At 60.6% G+C, this 22,629-nt stretch carries 25 protein-coding genes and 4 pseudogenes; 20 read left to right on the top strand and 9 right to left on the bottom strand.

Annotated features, from left to right (window positions below; all coding sequences use genetic code 11):
* Window positions 1-12 precede the first annotated feature (12 nt).
* From J2X53_RS20900 to J2X53_RS20870, 7 genes are read left to right on the top strand one after another with little or no spacing between them, the layout of a single operon-like run.
* A complete protein-coding gene (locus J2X53_RS20900; protein ID WP_349039435.1) occupies window positions 13-954 on the top strand; it encodes an ABC transporter permease in 942 nt (313 codons plus the stop codon).
* Window positions 951-1,805: an ABC transporter permease gene (locus J2X53_RS20895; protein ID WP_349039434.1), complete on the top strand. Its 855-nt coding sequence runs from the start codon at window positions 951-953 to the stop codon at window positions 1,803-1,805. Before J2X53_RS20900 ends, J2X53_RS20895 begins: the two co-directional genes overlap by 4 nt.
* Window positions 1,805-2,815: an ABC transporter ATP-binding protein gene (locus J2X53_RS20890; RefSeq protein ID WP_349039433.1), complete on the top strand. Its 1,011-nt coding sequence runs from the start codon at window positions 1,805-1,807 to the stop codon at window positions 2,813-2,815. Before J2X53_RS20895 ends, J2X53_RS20890 begins: the two co-directional genes overlap by 1 nt.
* On the top strand, window positions 2,812-3,798 hold the full coding sequence (locus J2X53_RS20885) for an oligopeptide/dipeptide ABC transporter ATP-binding protein (RefSeq protein ID WP_349039432.1): 987 nt from the start codon (window positions 2,812-2,814) through the stop codon (window positions 3,796-3,798). The genes J2X53_RS20890 and J2X53_RS20885 overlap by 4 nt, the downstream gene beginning before the upstream one ends.
* Entirely contained in the window at window positions 3,785-4,420 is a 636-nt protein-coding gene (locus J2X53_RS20880) for a GDSL-type esterase/lipase family protein (protein ID WP_349039431.1), read from the top strand. Before J2X53_RS20885 ends, J2X53_RS20880 begins: the two co-directional genes overlap by 14 nt.
* A gap of 24 nt (window positions 4,421-4,444) precedes the next feature.
* Window positions 4,445-5,707 (top strand): malonyl-CoA decarboxylase, encoded by a 1,263-nt coding sequence (locus J2X53_RS20875; RefSeq protein WP_349039430.1) that lies wholly within the window; start codon window positions 4,445-4,447, stop codon window positions 5,705-5,707.
* Entirely contained in the window at window positions 5,688-7,205 is a 1,518-nt protein-coding gene (locus J2X53_RS20870; RefSeq protein WP_349039429.1) for a malonyl-CoA synthase, read from the top strand. The genes J2X53_RS20875 and J2X53_RS20870 overlap by 20 nt, the downstream gene beginning before the upstream one ends.
* Window positions 7,206-7,360: 155 nt before the next feature.
* Here the strand turns inward: J2X53_RS20870 and J2X53_RS20865 are convergent.
* Together J2X53_RS20865 and J2X53_RS20860 are read right to left on the bottom strand one after the other, a co-directional pair.
* Window positions 7,361-7,602, bottom strand: a pseudogene (locus tag J2X53_RS20865) (transposase); the annotation flags it as partial.
* A 385-nt stretch (window positions 7,603-7,987) separates the two neighbouring features.
* Window positions 7,988-8,308, bottom strand: coding sequence for an H-NS histone family protein (locus tag J2X53_RS20860; RefSeq protein WP_349039428.1), 321 nt, complete (start codon window positions 8,306-8,308; stop codon window positions 7,988-7,990).
* Between the two features lie 423 nt (window positions 8,309-8,731).
* Here J2X53_RS20860 and J2X53_RS20855 point away from each other — a divergent pair, with 423 nt between their 5' ends.
* From J2X53_RS20855 to J2X53_RS20805, 11 genes and pseudogenes are all read left to right on the top strand, one after another.
* The gene (locus J2X53_RS20855; RefSeq protein WP_349039427.1) at window positions 8,732-9,139 is read left to right on the top strand and encodes a single-stranded DNA-binding protein; all 408 of its coding nucleotides are present in this window, start codon (window positions 8,732-8,734) and stop codon (window positions 9,137-9,139) included.
* A 145-nt stretch (window positions 9,140-9,284) separates the two neighbouring features.
* Complete coding sequence (locus J2X53_RS20850; protein ID WP_349039426.1) at window positions 9,285-9,539, top strand: type II toxin-antitoxin system ParD family antitoxin; 255 nt, start codon at window positions 9,285-9,287, stop codon at window positions 9,537-9,539.
* Window positions 9,517-9,828, top strand: a complete 312-nt coding sequence (locus tag J2X53_RS20845) for a type II toxin-antitoxin system RelE/ParE family toxin (protein WP_349039425.1) — start codon at window positions 9,517-9,519, stop codon at window positions 9,826-9,828. The genes J2X53_RS20850 and J2X53_RS20845 overlap by 23 nt, the downstream gene beginning before the upstream one ends.
* 60 nt (window positions 9,829-9,888) lie before the next feature.
* Complete coding sequence (locus tag J2X53_RS20840; RefSeq protein WP_349039424.1) at window positions 9,889-10,275, top strand: hypothetical protein; 387 nt, start codon at window positions 9,889-9,891, stop codon at window positions 10,273-10,275.
* A gap of 161 nt (window positions 10,276-10,436) precedes the next feature.
* Complete coding sequence (locus tag J2X53_RS20835) at window positions 10,437-11,636, top strand: DUF932 domain-containing protein (RefSeq protein ID WP_349039423.1); 1,200 nt, start codon at window positions 10,437-10,439, stop codon at window positions 11,634-11,636.
* A gap of 126 nt (window positions 11,637-11,762) precedes the next feature.
* The gene (gene radC / locus J2X53_RS20830) at window positions 11,763-12,203 is read left to right on the top strand and encodes a DNA repair protein RadC (protein ID WP_349039422.1); all 441 of its coding nucleotides are present in this window, start codon (window positions 11,763-11,765) and stop codon (window positions 12,201-12,203) included.
* Window positions 12,204-12,312: 109 nt separating this feature from the next.
* Complete coding sequence (locus J2X53_RS20825) at window positions 12,313-12,831, top strand: DNA repair protein RadC (RefSeq protein WP_349039421.1); 519 nt, start codon at window positions 12,313-12,315, stop codon at window positions 12,829-12,831.
* Window positions 12,832-12,932: 101 nt separating this feature from the next.
* Window positions 12,933-13,424 (top strand): DUF6878 family protein, encoded by a 492-nt coding sequence (locus J2X53_RS20820; protein ID WP_349039420.1) that lies wholly within the window; start codon window positions 12,933-12,935, stop codon window positions 13,422-13,424.
* Window positions 13,425-13,434: 10 nt separating this feature from the next.
* Window positions 13,435-13,790, top strand: a pseudogene (locus J2X53_RS20815) (hypothetical protein).
* A 1-nt stretch (window position 13,791) separates the two neighbouring features.
* On the top strand, window positions 13,792-13,989 hold the full coding sequence (locus tag J2X53_RS20810; RefSeq protein WP_349039419.1) for a hypothetical protein: 198 nt from the start codon (window positions 13,792-13,794) through the stop codon (window positions 13,987-13,989).
* 75 nt (window positions 13,990-14,064) lie between these two features.
* Window positions 14,065-14,505 carry a hypothetical protein gene (locus J2X53_RS20805; RefSeq protein ID WP_349039418.1) on the top strand — a complete coding sequence of 147 codons (441 nt, stop codon included), beginning with the start codon at window positions 14,065-14,067 and terminating at the stop codon, window positions 14,503-14,505.
* Here J2X53_RS20805 and J2X53_RS20800 read toward each other — a convergent pair.
* From J2X53_RS20800 to J2X53_RS20785, 4 genes are all read right to left on the bottom strand, one after another.
* Window positions 14,453-15,445, bottom strand: a complete 993-nt coding sequence (locus J2X53_RS20800; protein WP_349039417.1) for a tyrosine-type recombinase/integrase — start codon at window positions 15,443-15,445, stop codon at window positions 14,453-14,455. The genes J2X53_RS20805 and J2X53_RS20800 overlap by 53 nt on opposite strands.
* The gene (locus J2X53_RS20795; protein WP_349039416.1) at window positions 15,442-16,389 is read right to left on the bottom strand and encodes a tyrosine-type recombinase/integrase; all 948 of its coding nucleotides are present in this window, start codon (window positions 16,387-16,389) and stop codon (window positions 15,442-15,444) included. The genes J2X53_RS20800 and J2X53_RS20795 overlap by 4 nt, the downstream gene beginning before the upstream one ends.
* A complete protein-coding gene (locus tag J2X53_RS20790) occupies window positions 16,386-17,843 on the bottom strand; it encodes a site-specific integrase (protein WP_349039415.1) in 1,458 nt (485 codons plus the stop codon). The genes J2X53_RS20795 and J2X53_RS20790 overlap by 4 nt, the downstream gene beginning before the upstream one ends.
* A gap of 471 nt (window positions 17,844-18,314) precedes the next feature.
* A complete protein-coding gene (locus J2X53_RS20785; protein WP_349039414.1) occupies window positions 18,315-19,337 on the bottom strand; it encodes an IS110 family transposase in 1,023 nt (340 codons plus the stop codon).
* Here J2X53_RS20785 and J2X53_RS20780 point away from each other — a divergent pair.
* Entirely contained in the window at window positions 19,318-20,100 is a 783-nt protein-coding gene (locus J2X53_RS20780) for an antitoxin of toxin-antitoxin stability system (RefSeq protein WP_349039413.1), read from the top strand. The genes J2X53_RS20785 and J2X53_RS20780 overlap by 20 nt on opposite strands.
* Window positions 20,101-20,134: 34 nt before the next feature.
* Here the strand turns inward: J2X53_RS20780 and J2X53_RS20775 are convergent, their stop codons facing one another.
* The 3 genes and pseudogenes from J2X53_RS20775 to J2X53_RS20765 form a co-directional block, all read right to left on the bottom strand.
* Entirely contained in the window at window positions 20,135-20,740 is a 606-nt protein-coding gene (locus J2X53_RS20775; RefSeq protein ID WP_349039412.1) for a mobile mystery protein B, read from the bottom strand.
* Window positions 20,737-21,198 (bottom strand): helix-turn-helix domain-containing protein, encoded by a 462-nt coding sequence (locus tag J2X53_RS20770; RefSeq protein WP_349039411.1) that lies wholly within the window; start codon window positions 21,196-21,198, stop codon window positions 20,737-20,739. The genes J2X53_RS20775 and J2X53_RS20770 overlap by 4 nt, the downstream gene beginning before the upstream one ends.
* 234 nt (window positions 21,199-21,432) lie before the next feature.
* Window positions 21,433-21,725: pseudogene (locus J2X53_RS20765) on the bottom strand (hypothetical protein).
* Between the two features lie 176 nt (window positions 21,726-21,901).
* Here J2X53_RS20765 and J2X53_RS20760 point away from each other — a divergent pair.
* Window positions 21,902-22,629, top strand: a pseudogene (locus J2X53_RS20760) (methylase); the annotation flags it as partial.

Below are 22,629 nucleotides of genomic sequence, written 5' to 3'. Positions count from 1 at the left end.
TCAGGTAGCATCATGCAATCATTTATCATCAAACGGCTGCTCTCGGTCATTCCAGTCGTGTTCATCGTCCTTACAACGGTTTTCCTGTTGCTGCACATTGGACCCGGCGATCCTGCCGCGCTGATTGCAGGCGAAAACGCCAGTCGTACCCAGATAGAGGAGATCCGCCAGCGGTTGATGCTGGACCGGCCTCTTCTGGAGCAGTTCCTGATCTATCTCAGGAATGTGACTTCGCTCAATTTTGGGGAATCCGTCTATTCCGGGTTTCCGGTCGGAATGTTGATCCTGCAACGGGTGGAACCAACGGCGCTGCTGGCGCTATACACGATGACCATTTCCGTGCTGATCTCTATCCCAATGGGTGTCTGGGCCGCTTGGCGCGCGGGCACAACGCTTGATCGAACGTTGGTCATCGCCTCTGTAATCGGGTTTTCCGTTCCGGTCTTCGTAATTGGCTATGCGCTTGTTGACTTGTTCGCCCTGCGTTTGCGTTGGTTTCCAGTGCAGGGATACAAACCGCTGTCCGGTGGGTTCCTGGCTTCTGTCACCAGCCTTACGTTACCCGCAGTAACCCTAGCCTTTCTTTTCTCGGCATTGTTGGCGCGCATTACCCGTGCAACCATGCTGGAAGTGCTCTCTGAGGATTACATCCGCACCGCCCGCGCCAAAGGCGCACGAAATGGGCGGGTTCTGATCGTGCACGCGCTCAAGAACATCGGCGTGCCTGTGGTAACGGTGATCGGAACCAGTTTCGCTGCGCTACTGGGTGGTGTGGTGATTACAGAGTCAGTGTTCAACATACCCGGTATGGGCCGGCTGACTGTAGATGCAATCCTGAACAGAGATTACCCAGTGGTTCAGGGTGTTCTTATTACTTTTTCCTTCGTGCTGATCGGCATCAACCTGCTGGTTGATCTGTCTTATGCGCTGTTCGATCCAAGGGTACGCCAATGAGTGCCACATCTGTTGCCGCGCCGTCTTTGCGCCGTCCCGAATGGCTGAACCTTTCAGCAAGTCTAAGCCTTAGTTTCCTTTTCATCATCTTTGTCATGGCCATTCTGGGGCCGATGTTTCTGGGGAATGGGAACGAACTGAATTCTACGATGCGCCTGAAGCCACCAAGTGCCGAGGCCTGGTTTGGCACCGACAACCTTGGCCGGGATGTGTTTGTCCGCACGGTTTCGGGTGCCCGCAACTCGGTAGTCGTTGGGCTGTGCACTGCGGTTCTGGTGTTGCTGATCGGCGGGCTGCTTGGCGTAATTGCCGGTTACTTCCGCTGGGCCGATATGGTGCTGATGCGGTTTGCCGACGGGTTGATGGCCATTCCCGGCATTCTGCTGGCCATCGCGTTGGTATCAATTCTGGGGGGTGGATTGGTGACGGTGATCATCGCCATTTCAGTCCCGGAAATTCCGCGGACGGCACGGCTTTTGCGCAGTGTGGTTCTGACAATCCGTGAGCTGCCATTTGTCATGGCATCGGTTTCGCTTGGGTCGTCGACGCCCAAGATCATCGTTCAGCACATCCTGCCAAATGCCGTTGGCGCGCTGATGGTGCAGACCACATATGTCTGCGCCGCAGCGGTGTTGAGCGAGGCTGCGCTGAGCTTTCTGGGGGTAGGCACGCCGCCTGACGTGCCAAGCTGGGGCAATGTCATCGCGAGCGGCAAGGATTACTTTCGCCTTGCGCCCTGGATCATCGCCTTTCCCGGGATCATGCTGTCGATCCTTGTTCTGTCGATCAACATTCTTGGTGACCAACTGCGCGATCAGTTGGATCCGCGTCTGACAAAAAGGCGGCCGTGATGACACAACCGTTTCTGAGTGTGCGCAACCTGTCTGTCAGCTTTGGCCCGAACGGGGAAGCCCAGGTGGTGCGCAATGTCTCCTTCGACCTGGAAGCCGGCAAAACGCTTTGCATCGTGGGGGAATCCGGTTCGGGGAAAAGCGTGACGGCAACCTCGCTTATGGGGCTGCACCCGGCTGCCAGCACCCATATCACGGCCGACCGGATGGAGCTTGACGGCATTGATCTTTTGTCTTGCGACGAAGCGCGGTTTGCTCAGTTGCGCGGGACAAAGATGGCGATGATCTTTCAGGATCCGATGTCATCGCTCAATCCGGCGCTGACCATTGGGTTCCAACTGCGCGAAGCGGTGTTTTTGCACGAAAACCTGAGCCGCGAGGAACAGGATGCGCGGGTGCTTGACGTGCTGCGGCGGGTGCGGATTCCGGATGCTGAACGGCGGATGACGTCATATCCGCATGAGCTTTCGGGCGGGATGCGGCAGAGGGTCATGATTGCGATGGCCCTGATCTGTCGGCCCAAGCTGTTGATCGCGGACGAACCGACAACGGCGCTTGATGTGACGGTGCAGGCACAAATCCTGTGGCTGCTGGGAGAGTTGCAGCGCGAATTCGGCACGGCCATCATCTTTATCACCCATGATCTGGGTGTTGTGGCGGAAATCGGCGATGAGGTCGCGGTGATGTATGCCGGAACGCTGGTGGAAAAGGGGAGTGCGCTGGACATATTCGACCACCCTGCGCATGGCTATACGGCCGGGCTGCTTTCGGCCACCGCAGAATTTCATCCGGGCAAAGCCGCAAGCAAGCGTCTGGTGGAGATTCCGGGGTCGCTGCCCCAGTTCGGCCACCGGGTGCAGGGCTGCGCGTTCGCCGATCGCTGCGCATATGTTGCGCCGACCTGCCGGGAGCGGACGCCAGAATGGCGCGAGGTGCATCCCAAGCATGTGGCGTCATGTGATCAGCCTATCGGCCCCCATGTGGCAGAGCATCAGGAGCACAGCATATGAACCGGACAATGGTGATGCAGACCCGCGATCTGGTGCGGTCTTTTCCGATCGGGCGGGGGCAAAAGGTCCATGCCGTCAACGGCGTTTCGCTGGACATTGCAGCCGGTGAGACCGTCGCGCTTGTGGGCGAAAGCGGGTGCGGGAAGTCAAGTTTTGCGCGGCTGATCATGGCGCTGGACAAGCCGGATTCTGGTTCGGCGCAGCTGATGGGGCAGTCGCTGACAACTTTGCGGGGGAGCAAGCTGCACGCCTATCGCAAGATGGTGCAGATGATCTTTCAGGACCCGACATCTTCGCTGGACCCGCGCTGGACGGCTGCCGCCATCGTGCGCGAGCCGCTGGACAATTTCAGGATTGGCACGCCCGAAGATCGCCGTGCCCGGGTTCTAGACCTGTTGGAACGGGTCGGGCTGGGCGCGCATTACTCGGAGCGCTATCCGCATGAAATGTCGGGCGGTCAACGGCAGCGGCTGGGGATTGCGCGCGCCCTGGCGCTGGAACCCAAGCTGATTGTCGCGGATGAACCCGTCTCGGCGCTTGATGTGTCGATCCGGGCGCAGGTCATCAACCTGCTGTGCGACCTTAGAGACGAGATGAACCTATCGGTGCTGTTCATCTCGCATGATATCGGTGTTGTTGCACATGTAAGCGACCGGATTGCCGTGATGTATCTGGGCCGGATCGTCGAAACCGGAAAAACCTATGACGTTCTGAATGCCCCCAAGCACCCTTATACAAAGGGGCTTCTGGATGCCGTGCCGCGCCCGCACCCTTTGCAGCGCCGCGAACGGGCGCCACTTGATGGCGATCCGCCAAGCCCGATCAACCTGCCGGCTGGGTGTGCCTTTCGTGATCGTTGCCCTGTGGCCATGGACATTTGTTCACGGATCACGCCCGAGCTGAAACCCGATGTCGACGGCCGCATCGTGGCCTGTCATCAGGCTGAATTTGCCACAGAAAAACCGGAACATGATCATGTATAATGCGCCATCGGACATACAGACAAACCGCTTTGAGGACGATGTAGCCGGTCTGGTGACACGGCTTGCCCGTGACCCGCTGCCAGAGCGGCCAATTGCTTTCTACGGGTCTTCGTCCTTTCGTCTGTGGGGGTCGGTCAATCGTGATCTTGGCACGCTTGATATTGTCAATCTTGGTTTTGGTGGCGGCACGTATCTTTCCGGGGTGCATTATTTTGAAACGCTGCTGGCGCCCTTGAACCCACAGCGCGTGGTCCTGTACTTTGGGGAAAATGACATCGCCAATGACGGTTTGACGGGGCGTTCAACCTTTGCAAATTTCCTGCGCCTGCAAGAGCGCATTTTCGCGGCTTTTCCCGAGGCAGAGGTGTTTGTGCTGGAAACCAAGCAAAGCCCGACCCGGTGGATCTATGCCGATGAGGTCAAGACCCTGAATGCGATGCAACGCGACTGGTGTGAAACGCAACCGGTCGTACGCTTTGTGCCCACCTGCGCCGGTCTGATCGGAGAGAATGGCCGCCCCATCGGGCGGTATTACAAGGATGATTTCATCCATCTGAATGATGCCGGTTATGCGGTCTGGTCAAAAGTGCTGCGCAATGAGCCGTGCCTTCTTGATCGCTAGACCGGGATGAAGGGTGGTTTAGACATGAGTATCCTTTCGGAACTGCTGACCAGTGTCTTCCAGCGCTATGCAAAGGGCAATCCGGCCGCCGCCCAGACAGACCGGACGATGAGCGTGCTTGTGGCAGACATGCTGTCACAGCGCAGCGAAATCAACGGGATGGTAACGGCGCGTGAAATTCTTGACCGGTTCAGCGCTATGCCGGATGACGCAAAGCGCGCCTTTTTTGGCTATCTCGCGGATGCGCTGGACATTGATGCGGATGCCATGGCCAAGGCCGTCGCAGCCTTCGGCACCAGTCCTGATGTTGGCACCTATGGTGCGCTCCAGATTGCGGCTGAACCCCCGCGTCAAGAGCTGGTACGCCGTCTGAACCAAAGCCCCGGGGCGACTCAGGCCCTGGTTGGCATGCGCGCCGATCTGTTGCGGCTGGTGCGCCGGGATGATCCGGTCGCGCGAATTGATCTGGATTTCCGGCATCTGTTTGCCAGTTGGTTTAATCGCGGATTTCTGGTTCTGCGTCCTGTGAATTGGGACAGTTCTGCCCGGCTGTTGGAAAAGATCATTGCCTACGAGGCTGTGCATCAGATCAGATCATGGGACGACCTGCGGCGGCGTATCCAGCCCGAGGACAGACGCTGCTTTGGCTTCTTCCACCCGTCGATGCCCGAAGAGCCGCTGATTTTTGTCGAGGTGGCCCTGACCACGGGTATTCCCGGCAACATTCAGGCGCTTTTGGCCGAAGACCGGGCGCCCGTTTCGGCGCAAGATGCCAATACGGCCGTTTTTTACTCGATTTCCAATTGTCAGGCTGGCTTGGCGGGCGTGTCCTTTGGCAATTTCCTGATCAAGCAGGTGACGGCCGATCTGGCGGCAGAACTGCCCAACCTGAAAACCTTTGTCACACTTTCTCCGGTTCCGAAACTGGGGGCCTGGATACGGCAAAAGGGCCTGCAAGACGCAAAGGGCGAAAATTTGCGTCAGGCAACAGCGGCATATCTGATCGGTTCCAAACTGCCTTGCGGTCTGCCAAGTGATCCGGTGGCCCGTTTTCATCTTAGCAACGGCGCCGAACTTCATGCCATACATCTGGATGCCGATCTGTCTGAAAAAGGCCGTGAGCAGAGTTTCGGGGTTATGGTCAATTACCTTTATGATCGCGCAAGGATTGCGGTGAACCACGAAAGGTTTGCCAACAATGGCACAGTCGCGGCTGCACCAGCCTTGGTCGCGCTTACCGAAAAAGCCCAGCCAAAGGAGATTTGCGTTGCTCAATCCGCTCCATGATGCCTTGTTCGCGCCTCACCGCCACAGCGATGCTGTTGTGTTTCAGACCACGGATGGTGCACTGATCAGCTATCGCAGTTTTCTGGACCTCGCGTCTCAGTATGCGCAGGCACTGGTGGTATCAGGGGTGCGGCCCAGTGATCACGTGGCCTTTCAGATCGAGAAGTCCCCGCAGGCCATGTCACTTTACGCGGCGATCATCATGGCGGGGGCGGTCGTACTGCCTCTGAACAATGCCTATACCTCGGCGGAGCTTGCGTATTTCATCGATGACTGCAAACCCTGCGTGTTTGTCTGCGATCCGGCTATGGAAGCGGAATTGCAGACCATTTGCGGCCCGCAAACGCGGGTCCTGACACTTGATGCGCAGGGGCTGGGCAGTCTGGCGACATTGGCGGCTGGCCATCCGCATGACTTTGAGGTTGTCGGGCGCAAGCCAGATGATCTTGCCGCTTTGCTGTACACATCGGGCACCACGGGACGGTCAAAGGGTGCCATGCTGACGCATGACAATCTTTTGTCAAATGCGCAGGTTCTGGCAAAATACTGGCAGTTCACCCCGGATGACATCTTGCTGCATGCGCTGCCGATCTTTCACACCCACGGCTTGTTCGTGGCCTGCAACATAACCTTTTATGTCGGGTCGTCGATGGTGCTGCTGCCGCGTTTTGACCTCAATGCGATTGTCGCGAAACTGCCCGAGGTTTCGGTGATGATGGGTGTGCCCACCTTTTACACGCGCTTGCTGGGGGATGCGCGGTGCAACCGGGATCTGACCCGTGATGTGCGATTGTTCATTTCGGGGTCAGCGCCGTTGCAAAAGGAAACATCTGACGTGTTCGCGCAACGCACAGGGCACCGGATTCTGGAACGCTATGGTATGACAGAAACCAATATGTCGGTTTCGAACCCTTATATCGGCGAACGCCGGCCGGGCACGGTGGGTTTCCCGCTGCCCGGCGTGGAGCTCGTGCTGCGCAACCGGGAAACAGGGGAGGTCTCTGCGCCCGGTGACGTGGGTATGATCGAGGTGCGCGGCCCGAATGTTTTCAAAGGCTATTGGGGCATGCCGGAAAAGACGGCAGCGGAATTGCGGGAAGACGGGTTTTTCATAACCGGGGATATCGGTGTGCTGGACCCTGAAGGCTATTTGCAGATTGTCGGGCGCGACAAGGACATGATCATCAGTGGCGGGTTCAATGTTTACCCGAAGGAAGTGGAAGAACTTCTTGATGATTCAGAGGGTATTCTCGAAAGCGCGGTGATCGGTGTTCCGCATCCGGATCTGGGCGAGGCGGTGGTTGCGGTGGTGGTGGCTGTCTCTGGCCATACGATTGACACGGGAAAGGAGGTTGCAAGGCTGGGACTGTCCCTTGCCAAGTACAAGCAACCCAAGCAGATATTCATCATTGCAGACCTGCCGCGCAATGCGATGGGAAAGGTACAGAAATCGCAACTGCGGCAGCAATATGCCGATGCTTTCAACGCCCTTGCGTGACCCTGCCCATGGTGCTGCTGCCAAGACCTTGGACATCTAACAGGCCGCTGAAATAGTCGTCGCAGTGGAACGATTTTCCTCTTTCTGGACCGAATGTCCTTGAGGGTTGGCCTGTCAGCCCGCGCGGCGTGCAGTCCAGAGGTTAGTTTTCTGGCTCACGCCGCCAGCAGCCTGGGCAATCTGGCAAGATTGTTAGCGGCCATCGTCAGGATGAAGCGGGAGCGCACCCGCTCAACGCCGCGATAGACGGTCTGCGCCATGCTCCGACGGTCTTGGCCCAGCCGAAGGCCTCTTCGATCCGTTTGCGGTGTTTCAGGGACAAGGCGTAACCCTCGTGGCGGGTGGTGCGCCCCTCGATGGCGGAGTGGCGGGCCTTCTGGCCGACATGGGGCGTGACGCCGCGTGAGTCAACACCATCGGGTCGCGAAAGGACCTCTTTGTCGGCTGGCAGCGCTCTGATGATGTGATCGCCCCCAGACGTCATCGCTGTGCCAAGGTGTGATCTTGCTTCGTTGCATGCCGTTCTCCGCCCGGTCAGGGCCAGCACCCGTCCACTTCGGCGCTCGCTGCTTGAGTGACCGCTTTCCCAGTTTCGCTGCGGATGCCGCGCCGCAGTGCCGTCGGGCTGCTTCCCGCCCTCCACGTCGGTCTTGCGCCGGATCTCTGCGCAAAATCTGCATCCCACTGAGACCGACGGCACTCGGTCGCTGCGCCACGCCTGAGCGGCCGCTTTGCTGAAATATGGCAATGATGAGTTGCTGCCGGGATGGCTGTCGCGGTCATCAACCGATGGCCAAGTCCTCTGCGGTTTTGCCCGCTGACAACGCTTCCACGAACCACTGCGGTTTGCGCCCACGACCGGACCAAGTGAGCGCCGGGTTCTCAGGGTGCCGGTATTTCGGCGGGACGGGCGTACGGGCGGTTTTCGTCTCGGTGCCGACGAGTTCGGCCAGCGAATAGCCCAGATCCCGGGCGAGGGCTTCCACCTTGGCGCGGGCTTCCGCCTTCTGCCGATCCTCATAGGTGGAGATCGCCTTGGCGATGTCCTTCTGCATTTTTTTCAGCTCGTTGAGCGACAGTGCCTCGAGATCGTAATCAGCCATTGGCACCCCGTGTCCTGAATGTTCCGGTATCGACAGCCTGTCGCGGCATGGCCCCGCAACTCCCGTAGGCAGGGGCGGGGTGTGGCGACAGTGGATGATCGTCATTTTCGCCGTCCGTGAGGTGCTGGGCTGGGGGTCACGCTGTCCCGATGGGCAGGGTGACGGGGTCTGGCATGGGCTCCCCGCGCATCTCTGGCTTCTGGGCCATCCCTTCGACTGACAATCCCCTAATCCCGTTCGGGTTCTCGCGCGCAACCCCGCGTCAGTCCGGGCCGTGTTGCCCCTTCGGGGCTGCCCGCTCCACCCCGGTCCTCTGGGGGTTTCCGGCGTCCGTTCCGTCCACCGTGCACGCGTCACCCGACGGGCTTTTTCCGGGTCTTGTCGAAGGGACGGTCCCGAAGACAGGACACACAGGAGCTTACCATGCAGAACATCGTCATCCTCGCCGGCAACATCGGTCAGACCCCCGAAGTCCGCACCACGAAAGGCGCGGGCACCAAGATCACCAACTTCAGCCTCGCAACCTCCCGCCCCCGCCTCTCGGAAGGTCGCGTCCTGCGCGACGAGAACGGCTACCGGGTCATGGACACGGAATGGCACCGCATCACCTGCTTCAACGGTCTCGGCAAGACGGTCGCGGAGCACTGCGAAAAGGGCATGAAGGTCCTCGTCCACGGCCGCATCCACTACACCAAGTGGACCGACGCAACCGGCACCGATCGCTACGGCTGCGAGATCATCGCCGAGAAGGTCGACTTCCTGAGCCGCCCGAAGTCGGCCGAGAACGAAAACCCCGAGCTGGTCGATCGCGACGACGAGATCCCGTTCTGAAAAGGACGGGGTCTCCCCCTCGGGCCCGGCGGGGAAACCCGCCGGGTTCGCGGCGCGCGCACTGCAAGCCGTGCAGCACGGCACCGGCACAGTTTGACAAGCTTTGCCAATCTATGTCATCTTCTTCGCAAAGGAGATCGCGACCATGGCCACGATGAATGTTTCTTTGCCGAACCCGATGAAGGCCTGGGTCGAGGCCCAGACGCAGGACGGGCGCTACAGCAACGCCAGCGATTATGTGCGCGACCTGATCCGCCGGGACCAGGATCGCCAGCAGGCCATCGTCGAGTTGCAGCAGCTTGTCGATGAGGGCCTCGCAAGCGGCCCGGCGGGACGTTTGGATGTTGAGGCTTTTCTTGCCGGCAAGCGGGATCCGAATGCCAGAACCGACACTCGTTGAATATCGCCTCTCACTTTCTGCGCTGAATGATCTGGACGCGATCTGGGATTATACCGCGCGTACCTGGTCTGTTGGTCAGGCCGAAACCTATATCCGCGGGCTCGCCGCAGACATGGATTTGCTGGTCCAGCACCCGGGGATCGCGCGCGAACGCACTGAAATCCACCCGCCCGTACGCCTTTACCGCTCTGGGTCGCATCTGATCATCTACCGTATCGAGGCGGAGTGGCTGCAGGTGTTGCGCATCGTGCATGCGCGACAGAACTGGGTCGCCTATCTGAACGAATGATCTGATGCTCTCGCAGCCCTTCGCGGCGGAGCCAGGGCGGATGAGCGAGAGGATTTGAGCATGAAGGTCGAACACGAAGAACGCATTGCGGCCAATCTCGCGAAGATCATGGCCATGATCTGCATCCGCAATACGCGGCTGGAGGATTTGCACGCCGGGGTGCAGCCGGTGACGAGGACCGGCGATTATTCGGACGTGAACGTGATCGACGCCACAGGTCAGACCATCCCGTGGCGCACCGTGTCGCATATCGATGATGCACAGATGGCGGACTTGATGCGGGACATCGTCAATCGCCTGTTCACGTTTCACATGAGGCGAGATGATCCGAGTTTCAGGGATCATATCGACCGCTGGATGACCGCATCGAACAAATGGGACAACCCGGTTCTCGACACGGCTTTTCTCGATGCAGTTGCCGAACTGGGGGCCGCCCGGAAAGCATGAGACCTCTGACTGTTTGGGTGGGCCCAAGCTCAGCAGAAACGCCCGATCTGCAACGATGTTCTGTGCATCAGCGATCTGAGAGTCAGAGATGGGTTGGTTGCTTTCGCGACAGGTTGAGGGCTGGGAGAGTGGCTTCTGGCGCCTGTCACGGGAGATAGCCGATGGGCATTGTGGAAGTTCTGGATCCGGTCGCACCGACGCGGGCTGGTGGCTGGAAAGTGGATGTGAGCCGGGGTGAGCGGAACGGGCGGGTGTCGTCCGAATGGTTCAACCGGCCCGATGACGAGCGGTATCTGTCGCTCGACGATCTCTGGGCTAATGTGAAGGGTCGGTCCGAGCGCAGCCGCAGCCGGGTGGTGCAGACGGCGGATATCCGGGTCGAGGCCGCGCGCGACAGCGCCGAACGGCTCCACTTAGTCCTGCCGAAAGCGCATGAACCCGTCGCGCCCACGCACTGGGCCTTCGGTCAACTTGCCAGCATCGTCGGTGCCCCAGCCTCCTACTTGCGGCAGCTGCCCGCGCCGCTGGCCGGGATCAATCTACAGTACGGCCTGACCAACCACCGGGCCGAGCAGGTCAAGACCTTCGAGACCGAGGATGGCCGCACGGAACTGCGCGCCGTGACCGGCCCGGACTATGGCCGCATCCATGACCATGAACTGGTCGAGGCGGTGCAGCGCATCGCGGGCAATGGCACCGGCGACACGCGCTGGAAAGTGCCGGGCGTGCTCGACTGGTCGACCGGGGTATACAATCCGGATGTCGAAATCAGCCGCGACACGACCACGCTTTATGCCTCGGACCGCGACGTGTTCCTGTTCCTGGTCGATGATCGCAACCCGATCGAGGCGGGCCGGTTGCCGGATGGCTCTCCCGATCTTTACTTCCGGGGATTCTACTGTTGGAATTCGGAGGTGGGAGCGAAAACCCTGGGTATGGCCAGCTTTTATCTACGTGCTGTGTGTCAAAACAGGAATCTGTGGGGGGTCGAGGATTTCCAGGAGATCAAGATCCGCCACTCGAAATACGCGGCCTCGCGCTTTGCCCATGAGGCGGCCCCGGCGCTGACGCGGTTCGCCAATTCCTCGCCGCAGGGCTTCGTGAACGGCATCAAGGCCGCGCGGCAGCAAATCGTGGCGCGCAACGATGAGGATCGGGATGATTTCCTGCGGAAGCGCGGCTTCTCCAAGGCTGAATCCGGCAAGATCATCGAGAAGGTGCTGATGGAAGAAGGCCGCCCGCCCGAGAGCATCTTCGATTTCGTGCAGGGCATCACGCGGCTTGCGCGGGACAAGACCCAGCAGGATGCCCGCCTCGACATGGAGGGGCGCGCCAAGAAACTCCTCGACCGGGTCGGCTGACCAAGCGCCCATGCAGCGATCGCCCGATACCGGGGCGATCGCTGCAGCTATTTCTCAAAATGCACGCCGTTGGCCTTGCCCCGAAAGGGCAGGGAGCTTCGGCGTGCGCATTTCAGCGAGACGCCCATGACCCCCCAGGAAGAAACTATCGTCCTCGAGGCCCGCGACATCCTTGGCCGATACCTCAGCCAGAACCCGGTGATCGGCAGCTGGCAGGCGCTGATGGACTATTGCGCTCTGACCGTCCGAGGTCCCATCGAGCGATTCCATGTCCTCTATCTTGACCGCAAGAACCGCATCATTTCCGATGAGCTTCTCTCGACCGGCACGGTCGACCATGTCCCGGTCTATCCGCGGGAGGTGATCAAGCGGGCGCTGATCCTGAACGCCAGCGCCCTGATCCTGATCCACAACCACCCGTCTGGCGATCCAACGCCGTCGGAAGCCGATCTCAGCATGACCAAGGAGATCCAGAAGGGGTGCAAGTATCTCGGCCTGACGCTGCATGACCACATCATCGTGGGTGCCGGAACGGAGCTGAGCTTGCGGGCGCTCGGCAAGCTCTGACGCTGCGGCCAGATCCATCACCGTCGCCCCTTCGAGGAAGAGGGCGGCGGTTTGGTCTTTGACGGATGAAGCGGGAAGAGAGGCTTCCCGCGCCGTCGGAGATCTTCGCATGTTCGACCTGCCCATTCCTATTCATCCGACCACCAGCCCACTGGGCTTCGCGCCGCCCTTTCCCTCGGGCGACATCGACCCGAGTCACCCCTTCGCCCTGACCCTGTCGCGTCGCGCACCGGCCGACCTTCTGTCGGGCCGGGCCGCCCCGCTGGTTTTTGCCAGCTTCGCGACGCTGGCCGAGGCCATGCAGGGCGCGATTGATCATGCCGAGGGGCTCGACCCGGAAGCCGCGCCCCAGCTTCTGGCGATCCTCGACCGCGACGACCGCCTTGTGCTGGGCGGAGCCGCCAGCAACCAAGCCGTCGCTTGGTGCCATCCAGTGACGAGCGCGGCGGAGGCGCGGGGCGTGGTGACCGAGGCGAGCCAGCTGCGCGCGCAGGCGGACCGCGCGGCCACCTGGGGTGAGCCCAATCTGGCGCAGCGGCTGCGCCACCGCGCCGATCTTCTGGATGCGCGCCTCGTCGACCCGCTCTGGCGCGCCTTCGCCGCCCGGGCGCTGCAGTTAGCGGCGTGACGCCCGAGAGGCAGAGGAGGGCAGGGGGGATTTGGAGTTGTTCCGGGGGAGAGAGATCGCCCGGCCCGGCTTCCTTCCCCTCCCCTGACCGGAGACACCCGATGACCCTGACCGAACCCACCCTCACGCCGCCGATGGCATCTTCGACCATCGTCATGGGACAGATCTTCGCGGCCCATGCCGCGCGCGCGGCCCGGATCGAAGCGCTGCGCCCCGGAAACAAGGATCGCCTCTTCGACGGCCTCATGGCTGCCGGCATCACCCATGTCACCGTGACCTTCGACGGTGCCGGCGACAGCGGCCAGATCGAAAGCATCGGCGCATGGTCCGGCGCGACCGCCGTCGAGTTCCCCGCCACCGAGATCGAATACGCGGCGCTCACGTGGGACGACCCCGAGGTCGAGATGCGACAGCTCTCGTTGGAAGATGTCGTCGAGCAGCTCGCCTACGACTTCCTCTCCGACACGCATGGCGGTTGGGAAAACAACGACGGGGCCTGGGGCGAGTTCTGCTTCGACGCTTCCGCCCGTTGCATCCACCTCGAGTTCAACGAGCGGTTCACCTCGTCCGAACTCTACACCCATGATTTCTGAGGGGGCGGCGATGGCACATCCCTACCACCACGCCCTGTCCTCGGTGAAGAAATGGGGCGGCACGGTCGATGACTTCATCGCCGTGCATGCCTGGTTTGACGCCAGCAAGGAGATCACAGCCGCCACCATGCCGAGGGTATCTTCATGGCGGAGACGATTTTCGGCCAGACCCTCACGCTCTCGACCGGTCGCATTATCCCGACCCGCTGGGTGGGCGAACAGCATGTGAAGGAAGACCTCGGCTTCATTCCGAGCTTCGCCGACTGGGTGAAGGCCATCCGGCCTGAGCCATGGATGGGCAGGACCGCGCGGATTGAGGCATTGGTCGATCCAAATCTTGCCTCGCCCTTGGTCGAGGTCAGCTGAGATGATCGATCCAGAATACCTGCGCCTTGGCCTGTCGCCGACGGCGTCGCCATTCACGGTCCTGCGCGCTGCAGTCCGAGCACTACATTCCGATACGCGCGCCGTTCGCGGCTTCCGGACGGCGCGCAAACGCTTTTACCGGCAGATGCTCTGCGCGCACGCGGCACGACAGGTATCAGACGATCCGCCATCCGGCTGATCGCTCTGCCCCATCCCCTTATCTCAATCCAGCGCCCGGCCCCTTGGCAGGGTTTCTCAATCTCAGGAGGTCCACATGGCGGATTACTTCACCCATTTCTCATGCCTGATCGACGTTGGCACGCCCGACAAGGCCGCCCGCGCGCTCGCGCTGTTTCAGGAATTGCGCGCTGCGGATCAGTATGCCGACCACCCGGAGGTGGCGGGCTTCACCATCGTACGACAGGATGCGCCCGAGGGCAGCACCCTCTGGATCCATGACGACGAGCACGGCGATGTCGAGGCGGTCATCCGCTTCGTGCTGCGCCTGGCCGAAGACCTCGACCTGGCGGGCCTCTGGGGGTTTCAGTACGGTTTATGCCGAATTCGGCATAACCCGTATTATGCCGGGATCTGGATTATGCCGCATGGCCAGTGCCGAGGCTTGAGAACGTTGGCCTTGGCCATGCGGCTATTCGGCATATTCAGAGCGACTCGAGGAAGGCCAGCAGCTGATCGTCTGGTCGGTATCGGTTAGATTTGACCCCTGGCGCAGTCACTTGTCGGAGCGCATTTTCCTTTAGACGCATATCCGCGTGGATGTAGATCTGGGTGGTTTCCACGGATTCATGGCCGAGCCAAAGCGCGATGACCGCTTGGTCGACACCGCTATGCAATAGTTCCATCGCGGTGCTGTGGCGGAGCGTGTGCGGTGTAACGCGCTTCCCCTCAAGGCTTGGACAGGTTTGCGCCGCCTTGGCACAGTATTTTCGGACCAGATGCTCAAGTGCGTCGCGACTCAGACGGTCTCCGCGGATCGAGGGGAACAGCGGACCTTCGCTATCCTTGCGATCACGGATCCAGCCCGCGATCAATCTGGTCGTATCGCGACGCAAGGGTGTCCGCCGGTCTTTTCGGCCTTTCCCAAGACACTTGACATGGGCACCGGTCCCGATGACCACGTCGTTGCAGTTCAGATTGACCAACTCTGAAGCCCGCAACCCAGTTTGGAGGGCGAGCAGCAGCAAAGCGTGATCCCTGCGCCCCACCCAAGTGGCGCGGTCGGGCGAGCCGAGCAATGCGGCGATTTCGTCAGCATCGAGGAACGTCACCGCCCTTTTTTCTTGGCGTTTGTTCGGCATGGCCAGAATGCGTTGGCAGTGATGCAACAACACTGGCTCCGTCATCGCAACATACCGGAAGAAGGACCGGATCGCCGCGAGCCGGGCATTTCGAGATCGGACAGCGTTGCCGCGGGACCCTTCGACATGGATGAGGAAGTTCGCCACCATGTCGGCATCGATATCGCCAACTTCCAGCTTCGTTGGGGCTTTGCCGCTGCGGGCTCCGGCATAGCGGATCAGCAGGCGGAAGGTGTCGCGATACGATGCGATGGTATGACGGCTTGCTTCCATCTGGACGCACAAGCGATCTGTGAAGAAGCGCTGCAGCAAGGCTGGGAATGTCGCGGTCCTCATTGCGATTCCTCCGCTGCAGAGCCCTCGGTGACCCGTGCCGAGGCCAGTTCGAGAAGCTCGGGCACGGCCTGAAGGTACCAGTAGGTGTCCTTTGGCCCCTCATGCCCGAGGTAGGTCGTAAGCTTGTGCATTTCGCGCGCAGCATCATGTCCGGCGCGATACCATCCTGTGATCGTCCGGACGGCAAAGGTGTGCCGAAGATCGTGGATGCGCGGTGGCCTTCCGGGCATGGGCTTGGCCCATGTACCCCGCATGCCGATGCTCTGACAGACACGAACAAAGTTTGCCCGCGCCCAGCAATAGTCGGGTCGTTCGCCTTTGCAATTCACGAAGAGCGGTTCCGAGTGTCGTTCAAGCAGTCGATCCCGTTCGGTACAGTAGTTCTTCAGTCTCACCGCGACATCCGGATCGATTGGAAGGATTCGTTCCTTGCCATTCTTGCCGTTCTTTATGTGGAGCAACTGCCTGTCGGCATCGAAGTCTGCCGTGTCGAGCGCCAAGGCCTCTGCAACGCGCATGCCCGTGACAGCGATCAGACCATAGAGCATCGCACAGGTCAGCCCGCGCAGCCCGTAGATCGACGGCAATTCCCGCGCTGCCCCAATGATCTGGGCGAGTTCGGTATCGCTGTAGATGTACGGCGCAGACCGACTGACTCGTCCTGGCACGAACCCTCTCGGGGGAGGATCGTCGTGCCGATCATCCATACCGTGCAGCCATAGAGCAAATTGACGGACCGCGCTGAACCTACTGGCCTTGGTCCCGCTACTGGCAGGTCGCAGTCCATCCATCCATTCGAGCAGCAGCTCTTTTGTGACGAAGACTTTTCCGGCTTTGTCCACGAAGGTGGCAAAGCTGCGCAGGCGCAACTCGTCTGCTTTCAGTTTGGCGCCAAACATCCGGCGGAGATTGAGATATCGATCAAGCTCGGCGTGCAGGGTCATTGCTGTGCCTCCCCAGCGGGCCAAGGTTGGGCAACAGAACGAAGGTTTGCGATGTCGAGCTTCGCATAGATCATCGTCGTCGCGCGCGACTTGTGGCGCAGAACATCGCCCACCTCGTGCAAGGCTACGCCAGAGCGAACCATCCGAGTTGCGAGGCTGTGGCGAAGCACATGCGATCCGAGATACCGGGCAGGCATCTCGATCTTCAGTGCTGCGCAGGCCCGGGCAAGGATTTTGCTGACGATACGGCTGTCCTTGAACCCGAGATAGGGGGCATAGGACCTGACAAAAAGAACGCGCGTTACGGTCGATGGTCGAGCATCGCGCAGGTAAGCGCTGATTGCGGCGCCGACATCTTCCGGAAGCGGGAGACGGTCACGCCGTTTGCCCTTTCCTCGGACGAGCAGCTCTCCCGCTCGCCAGTCGATGTCATCGATCTCTATCGCCATGACTTCGGGCACACGCAGGCCGAGCCGGGCCATTAGCAGGAACATGGCATAGTCACGAACGCCATAGCGGGATTCTCGCCGGACCCACTCGAGGATGGCCTCGATGTCTGTCGGCGGCAGATACCTGGGAAGTCGGCTGTTCTGGATGCGATGTACCTTCGGCACAGTCGACGACAGATTGGTTGAGGTCAGGCCCCGGGCAAACAGGTACTGGAAGAAGCCGCGCAGATGGGATGCCGGCGTCCGCGCCATCGACAGACTCTTCCCCTTCTGGATGTGTTCGAGGAACGCAACGATGTCATGGTGCCTGATCGCCGAAGGGTCAGGCACCGTTTCGCCGAACCGGTGGTCCAAGAAACGGACGGCATATCGCTTGACATGATAAACTGAACTCGGACTCAGGCCGCGTTGCCCGAGCAGGAATCCTTCCAGGTCATCCAGCAGCTTGTCCTTTGCAATTTGGGCAGCAGATACAGGTGGCGGGATCGCAACGCCGATGCTGATGAGGTGGAGGACGAACCGTCTGACCAAGTTCGGGATCCTGACAGCATTCATTCGATCGAATGGAACCTGCCGGGCAAGGCGATCGGCGAGTTCCAGCGTCAATGACGTGGGCTCCACGCCTTCGGCATCCAGAACCCGGCCAAACCGGCGAAGCTGGAAGCGATAGTTGGACAGCGCCCGACGCTGCATGTGCGTCGGCGCGAGGCTCTCCTCGAACGAACTGAAGTAAGTGTCGAGGCAGGTTGGGTGGATTTTCTTGGCCATTGGCTTTCTCCATGTTGCTGGCGCAACAAGGATTATGCCGAACGCCTTGGCACGAAACTGAGGGTTCAGGACCATGAAGTCGGTCAGCCGCACCCAATAATCTTTGGCTGGTCTGGCCATATGGCAAGTCGATGCTTCTCGTCGACTTGAGGGCCATGCGGCATAATCCTGATCCCGGCATAATACGGTCTGACCTGTTCCCGACCCCGCATTGCCGCCTTCGGCGGCGGCGCGCATGTCATCGACCTTGGTGCCCGCAAATCCATCGGCTGGACCAGCAGCCAGGAGTGGCTGGCCGCCGCGCTGAACGGGGAGGACGTCGATGCCTTCTGTAATGGGGCCTCTTCGGTCAATAGGTAATTTGCAAACAAGGCCACACCCGAACCTGAGCGTTTCGAGCGCATCGTAGACCTGAATGGCCAGATATTTGCTGACACCCCCCTTCCGGCGTGTCCGACACCATTCCATCGGTTGTTTTCCTACACCGGTTCGCGCTTCTGTCCGTGGTCGACGCCGTGGTCGCCAACTTGATGCTGGTTCGTTGCGGTTTCCGCGCGCCTATCTGAAATACGTGCTCGGAGCAGAAGCTCCGGCGACAAGGCATCGAGCGGCGTCGTCGGAAACCGCGTCCTGGTGAGGACTTCGATGGCCGGTTCTCAGGACGGCCGGATTGTTGCTTTCATTTCGCGGCGGCTTGGCTGTCTTGCACTAAACCGGCCTAGCAGCCTGGAATTCGGTATTGTCGACCCACATCCGATGCAGAATTACGCCCATCCTACGGGCCAGAGCGACCGCCGCCCGTTTCGCCCCACGCCGACGAACGACCCGCTCCGCCCAGGCGCGCAACCAGGTCTGCTTCTTCGAGCGGTGGATCACCACCGTGGCAGCCTGATAGAGCGCGATCCTCATGTCTAGGTCGCCAGCTTTAGTGACACCGCCGATGATATCCGTCTCGCCGGATTGGTAGCGACGAGGTGTCAATCCGATTGATGGGCCGACATCTTTTGACCGCCGAAATCTGCCGGGGTCATCGATGGTTGAGCGCACAGTCAATGCGACGACCGGACCAATACCGGGCATCGTCATCATCAATCGACAAACCGGATCCTCGCGCGTGATGTCCCGTGCCATGCGTTCAAGGCGCACAAGCTCGCTGCGCAACGCAGCCCGAGCCCTGAGCATCGGCTCGATTGAAAGCTGGATGAGCTTGTTACCTTCGGTCAATTCGCGAACCCGGTCTTCAAAGCTGACTTTGCCAATCCGACCAAGTCGAAGTCCGAAATTGCGCAGCATGCCCCGAATAGACATCTCGATGTTGATAGCGGCGTCTTGTAGGGATCGGCGCGCACCGAGAAGCACCCTCAGCTCCTGTGCGGAAAGTGACTTGCAATGGACCGGCCGGAACCAGCCCATTTGCAGCAAACGGGCCAAGCCAGCAGCATCGCGGCGATCGGTCTTTACCGGCGCCGCTTTCAAGGCGGCTTTCACCTGCCGCGTCTCCATGAGCACCACTTGCAGTCCAAGGTCGGTCAAAGACTTATGAAGCCACTGGGATAAGGGTCCGGCTTCGATACCGATCGCCTCTACCACTCCCGGAATGCCCCTGATGCAGGCGTGCAATGCTCCGGGGTCACTCGCGACTTTCGCTTCCTTCACAAGCTTGCCGTGTTCATCCACGGCGCAAACCGCACAATTGTCGAGAGATACGTCGATGCCAACGAAAACGCCCATAGGTCACTCCCCTCTTGATCAAAACGACAGGCAGCTTGAATCAAGCGACGAAGTGCCCGAGTTTCCTAGCGGGAAAAGTTCGAAAGCAGCCTTAGCGCCGGGCGCCCGCCCCATTACGGCATCTGAACTCATCTGCACCACGGTCTACCAGTTCCCCGAACTCTCGGATGCGGCCAAGGAAAAGGCGCGCAGCTGGTATCGCGAGCTTGGCCCCCACGACGACTGGTGGGATGGGGTCTACGAGGATTTTGAGCGGGTCTGTGAAATCCTCGGCATCCGGCTCAGAACCACCCCCGTCCGCCTGATGGGCGGCGGGACGCGCCAGAAGCCCTGCATCTGGTTTTCCGGGTTCTGGAGCCAGGGGGATGGGGCGTGTTTTGAAGGATACCTCAGCCACGGCAAGGGCGCGGCCGCGCGTATCCGGGACTATGCCCCGACGGACGCAACCCTGCATGGCATCGCCGACCGGCTTCAGGCCATCCAACGGCGGAACTTCTACCAGCTCGCCGCCGAGGTCAGCCACCGAGGCCGCTATTACCACGAATATACCATGTCGGTGGTCGTCACGCGCGACAGCCCGACTTGGCAGCCGCCGACCGAGGACTCGGAAGAGACCGTGCTTGAGGCGATCCGCGATCTCGCCCGCTGGCTCTACCGCCAGCTTCAGGCCGAATACGACCACCTCACCTCGGATGATGCCATCGAGGAAGGGATCATCGTCAACGAATATACTTTCACCGAAGGAGGGCGCCGCTTCGGGTAAGTTGCCTCGCTATCTTGCCGGTCGAAAAGGGTGGCTACCTTGCGAGTGACCGCACGAGTGCCACCAACGGCCCGAAATCGTGCTGATCGGCGGCTCTCAGGGCCGCGATATAGGCTGTCCGGTGCGCACTTTCCGCGTTCAGCGTGCCCCCACCAGACCAGTCGAGGAAGATATCCGGATCGATCTTCGCCAGGTAGGTATCAGCCATGATCCGCGCCCAGCGTCCGTTGCCGTTCGCGAAGGGATGGATCCAGACAAGGCGGTGGTGAAGACGCGCTGTGGCTTCCAGCGGATCGAAGCTCTTGTGGTCGCGCCAGTATCGCGCGTCATCGAGGCAGGTGCGCAGTTCGGTCGAAACATGCCACACTGGCACCCCGATGTTCTTTTCGGTCAGCCGGTAAACACCTGCCCAATCCCAGACCTCCCCGAAAAGACGCTTGTGGATTTCGCGCACGGCGGCATCTGTCAAAACGTCAAAGGACTTCGGGCGTCGGTCCAGCCACGTCAGACCGGCGATGATGTTCTCCCCTTCGAGTTCGTTCAGCTCACCACGGGTCGCTATGTGCTTGGCCTTGAGGCCAAGCAACTCGTCGGGCGTCAGCGGGGTCGCGCCGGTGGGTTCATGAAGCTCGAGCGTCATTGCCAAAAATCCCGGCGGCCTTCGCGGATGATGTCCGCCGCCAGGTCCTCGACCATCTCGGCCTCGCTGCGCAGGCCCTCGCTTTGCTCTTCCAGAGCCATATGCGCCCGCGTGCGCTGGATGATGCGTCGTGCCTTCGTGCGGGCCTGGGCCATGACAATCTCTTCAACGGGGCCTTCGCGCGGGATGATTGCATAGACGAGGCGTCCGCCCATGGCCTCGGCGATCTTCTCCATCTGGTTCAGGGAGATGGTTCCGGCCTGTTCGTTCTGGATCGCGGCGTAAATGTTATTGCGCGAGATGCCGAGGCGTTCAGCAAGGGCCGGGGCATTCATCCCGATCGCCTCCTGAAATGTCGCTATCCAGCCACCGATTGGCTTTGCCAGTGACTTTGCAAGGCTGCCGGCTTGGTTGACCCTATCCTGAGCCTGTCTTTGCTTCGCTCTGGTGACCGACATCTGCCAACCTGTGATTTTGCATCTGCGGTCATTCCGCCATGCCACAGTATGTCAAACAGACAAGTTTTGCAATGTCATAGATTTGCTAAAGTAACGGTTAGGATATGCCATAGCATGGCGGATGCTCTACGATTGCCATTCTATGGGATTGCAATATCAGACAAGCATTAGCGCGTCAGCGAGAATCCGAGGACATCAGGCGCGCCTCCTGCCCCTTCAGCCGTTGGACGACAGTCACCTGTTCCCGTCGATCCACTTCGACATCAGCCCCTTGTCCCGGAAGCATTCATCCGGCACGGCGCGGCGTTTGATCCGGGCGAGGCGTTCGGCGAAGGCGACCTGCTTTGAGGTCGGGCGGCTGTCTTGCGGGCCCAACTTCAGTTTGGCTTCGCGTCGATCCAGGCGCTGAGCGCGCGCAGGTCTTGCTGAACCTCCCAGGGCAGGAGGGTCTGGTTGCGCAGGGCCAGCGCACGCGCATAGGCGATCTGCTTGGGCGTCGCGGGCAAGGCGTAAGTGGTGCTTTCCATCGGGGATCTCCCTTCCTAGCTTGGTCTCCAATGTAGAACATAAAGTGAACAAAAGCAAGCCGCCTGCGCAGAACATGGGATTCGAGAGGAAGAGGAGGGCCGGGGAGGATCAGGCCTGACGGTACCCGAGAGAGGGTGTCCGGGCCTGATCCTGTCCCTCATTCCGGAGTTTCCCGATGACCCATCTCGCCCCTTTTGCGACCGAGCGCGCGCTTGCGCCTGTTGTCCCCATCCCGTCCCTCGATACGGCCGCTGCGATCTTGAGCGTGGCCAAGGCGCTGCAGCCTGATCTGGCGCAGGGGTTTCAGATCGACGCGCTGCGCCTGCGCGTTGAGATGGAGCGCGCCTTTGGCGGCTCTGATGCGACCGGCGCCTGGGACTGGAAGCTGGCCTATGAGGCGGGCGAGGCAGCGCTGGTCCTGTTCCTGCGGAAGTTCGGCCGCGCGCTGCTGGCCCGGGCAGGCTCACCTGCCGCCTTGCTGCCGATCCTCGCCAAGGTGTCCGGCCTTTTGCCGACCCATACACGGCGGTCCGAGGAGATGGAGCGCTTCCAGCAGTTCAGTACACCGCTGCCCATGGGGTTTGCGGCTTTGGCGGCTGCACAAATAACGCCCCGCGATCTTGTGCTGGAGCCTTCGGCCGGGACCGGCCTTCTGGCGATCCTCGCCGAGATCACGGGCGGCAGCCTCACGCTGAACGAGTTGGCCAACACCCGCGCCGATCTTCTGCGCCGCCTGTTCCCGGGCCGTCCGGTCACCACCTTCGACGCCGCTCAGATCGACGATCATCTCGAGGCAGGACTGCGCCCAAGCGTCATCCTGATGAACCCGCCCTTCTCGGTGGTAGCCAATGTCGATGGTCGGACGTCTGAGGCGACAGCGCGGCACTTGCGCTCGGCGCTTGT

This window comes from Pseudotabrizicola sp. 4114, assembly GCF_031457365.1.
Lineage (GTDB): Bacteria > Pseudomonadota > Alphaproteobacteria > Rhodobacterales > Rhodobacteraceae > Pseudotabrizicola.
This window is presented reverse-complemented; position numbering and strand designations above follow the sequence as displayed.